Source organism: Propionicimonas sp., from assembly GCF_047606205.1.
In the GTDB taxonomy this organism is placed as follows: Bacteria; Actinomycetota; Actinomycetes; order Propionibacteriales; family Propionibacteriaceae; genus Propionicimonas.
This window is the reverse complement of sequence record NZ_JASGES010000089.1, coordinates 1-2,819: the sequence shown is the minus strand read 5'-3', so window position 1 is coordinate 2,819 and position 2,819 is coordinate 1. Positions and strand designations below refer to the sequence as shown.

Genomic DNA, 2,819 nt, shown 5'->3' with positions numbered 1-2,819 from the left:
GCCCAGACCACCCGCCGCGCCTCGCGCGGCCGCCGGGAGGATCCGAAGCCCGCTGCGCCGTCCCCGGTGCTGCTGGCCGCCCACGCCCACGAGCACGCGCCGCACGTGGACGCCCCCGAACTTCCCCTTCCCGAGCCCGTGGACGAACTCGCCCAGGCGGTCGCGGCGCTGCTGGCGCCGGACGCCGTCCCCGAACTCGCCCCCGCGGAGGAATCCGTGGTGGTGGAGGCCGTGGTGATCGAGGAGCCTGTGGCCGAGGTGGTCGAGGCCGAGGCGCCCGTGGCCGAGGTGGTCGAGGCCGCGGACGCCGTCGTCGAGGCGCAGGCTCCGGCCGAGTAGGCCGGAGCCGTGCGTCCCGGGACCGACCCGGGATTCCTGGGCCGGCTGATTCCTGGGCCGGCTACCGGGTCGGCACCTTGGCCAGGTCGGCGAGCCACAGCGCCGCGGAAGTGTCCGACGGTGCCCTCCAGTCGCCCCGCGGTGACAGCGAGCCGCCGCGGACGACCTTCGGGCCGTTCGGCAGCGCGGAGCGCTTGAACTGTGCGAAGCCGAAGAAGCGCTTGCAGAAGACCTCCAGCCACGTCGTGATCGTGGCCAGGTCGTACGACGTCCGCTCGTCGACGGGGAAGCCCTCGGGCCACTCGCCGGCGTCCGCGTCGTGCCAGGCGTGCCAGGCCAGGAAGGCGATCTTCGACGGCTTCATCCCGCGCCGCAGGACGTGGAAGAGCGTGAAGTCCTGCAGTGAGTACGGCCCGATGGCGGCCTGGGTCGACTGGGGCGTCTCACCGGCGCCGACCGGCACCAGTTCGGGCGTGATCTCGGTGTCGAGGATCGCCTGCAGCGTCACCGACACGGCCTCCTCGAACTGCGCCGAGCTGATCACCCAGCGGATCAGGTGCTGCATCAGCGTCTTCGGCACGCCGCCGTTCACGTTGTAGTGGCTCATCTGGTCGCCGACCCCATAGGTGCACCAGCCCAGCGCGAGTTCCGACAGGTCGCCCGTGCCCAGCACGATCCCGCCGCGCTGGTTGGCCAGCCGGAACAGGTAGTCGGTCCGCAGCCCGGCCTGGACGTTCTCGAAGGTGACGTCGTACACCGGCTCCCCTTCGGCGAACGGGTGGCCCAGTTCGTCCAGCATGGTCCGGGCCGTCCCGGTGATGTCGAGTTCGGCGAAGGTCACGCCGAGCGCGGTCGCCAGCGCGGTCGCGTTGTTCTTCGTGTGGGCGGACGTGGCGAAGCCCGGCATGGTGAACGCGAGGATGTCCGTCCGCGGCCTGCCCAGCCGGTCCATCGCGCGCGCGGCCACGATCAGCGCGTGGGTGGAGTCAAGGCCCCCGGAGACGCCGATCACGATCTTCGGCTGCCCGATCGCCTTGAGCCGCTGCTCGAGCCCGGAGACCTGGATGTTGTACGCCTCGTAGCAGTCCTGGGCGAGCCGGGCCGCGTCCGCCGGCACGAACGGGAACCGGGCGAGCGGACGCCGCAGACCGAGGTCACCGGCCGGCGGGACGAGGTCGAAGGTGACCGTGCGGTACTCGTTGACCCGCTCGGCGTGGGTGCGGCGGTTGTCGTCGAAGGTGCCCTGCCGGAGCCGGTCCTGGACCAGCGAGCCCAGGTCGAGGTCGGCGATGGACGCCCTGCTCCCCGACGGGAACCGCTCGGAGGAGGCCAGCAGCGTCCCCGACTCGTAGACGAGCGTCTGCCCGTCCCAGGCCAGGTCGGTGGACGACTCGCCTTCGCCGGCGGCGGCGTAGACGTAGCCCGAGATCAGCCGGGACGATCCGGACGCGCAGAGCAGCTTGCGCTCCTCCGCCTTCGCGACCGTGATCGGCGAGCCGGACAGGTTCGCGATCACCGTCGCACCGGCCAGCGCGGCTTCCGCGGACGGCGGTACCGGCACCCACATGTCCTCGCAGATCTCCACATTGAGGACGAAGCCGGGGAGGTCGTCGGCGGCGAACAGCAGGTCGGAGCCGAACGGGACGTCCTCGCCGGCCACCCGGATCTCCCCGGTCACGTCGTCGCCGGGCCCGATCTGGCGGCGCTCGTAGAACTCGCGGTAGGTCGGCAGGTACGACTTCGGCACCACGCCGAGGACCTGGCCGCGGTGCAGGACCACCGCGCAGTTGTAGAGCCGGTTGAGGCTGACCAGTGGGGCTCCGACAACGACCACGCAGCCGAGGTCCGCGGTCTGCGGGACGAGCCAGGCGAGCGCGTCCTGGACGGCCTCGATCAGGGTGTCCTGCAGCAGGAGGTCCTCGATGGAGTAGCCGCTCAGGGTGAGCTCGGGGAAGACGGCCAGGCAGGCGCCCGCGTCCGCGCACTCGCGGGCCTGGGCGAGCACGGCCTGGGCGTTGGCCCGGGGCTGCACCATCGCGATCGGCAGCGTGCAGGCCGCCACCCGGGCGAACCCGTGCTCGTAGAGGTTGTAGAAGTCCATGACTGTGCTCCTGGCTGCGGTGTCGCGCTCAGCATGCCACGTCCACCGATCGTCGGACTCCTGGGGTAGGCGTCACACTGGGTCCATGGCGACTGTGCCCCTGACCGAAGCGCTGAGTGTGGAGACCCCGGACGGGCCCGGCGAGCTGCGGGTCGACGCGGCGACCGAGGCCACAGCGATGCTGCTCCTCGGCCACGGCGCGGGTGGCGGCGTGGATGCGTGGGACCTCGCGTTGCTGGCCCGCGAACTTCCCGCGTCCGGGATCAGCGTGCTGCGGTACCGGCAGCCGTGGCTGGTGGCCGGACGCCGCGTGGCGGGCAACCCGGCCAGCCTCGACCGGGCCTGGCTGCCCGCGCTGGCGGCCGTCCGGGCTGCGGGG

General features: G+C 72.2%; 2 protein-coding genes and 1 pseudogene. 2 read left to right on the top strand and 1 reads right to left on the bottom strand.

From position 1 onward, the window contains the following. Positions 1-339: hypothetical protein (locus tag QM633_RS05950; protein WP_415152814.1), on the top strand; the 339-nt coding region annotated here is incomplete at its 5' end. A gap of 61 nt (positions 340-400) precedes the next feature. On the opposite strand, the gene QM633_RS05945 is transcribed toward QM633_RS05950, so the two are convergent. Further along, the gene (locus QM633_RS05945; RefSeq protein WP_415152813.1) at positions 401-2,440 is read right to left on the bottom strand and encodes an NAD(+) synthase; all 2,040 of its coding nucleotides are present in this window, start codon (positions 2,438-2,440) and stop codon (positions 401-403) included. Positions 2,441-2,525: 85 nt separating this feature from the next. Between QM633_RS05945 and QM633_RS05940 the strand changes: the two are divergent. Continuing rightward, positions 2,526-2,819 (top strand): annotated as a pseudogene (locus tag QM633_RS05940) (hydrolase); the annotation flags it as partial.

What these genes read in the sequence shown, in the direction of transcription:
- QM633_RS05945 (WP_415152813.1), bottom strand. Translation starts at nt 2,440, where the DNA reads ATGGACTTCTACAACCTCTACGAGCACGGGTTCGCCCGGGTGGCGGCC.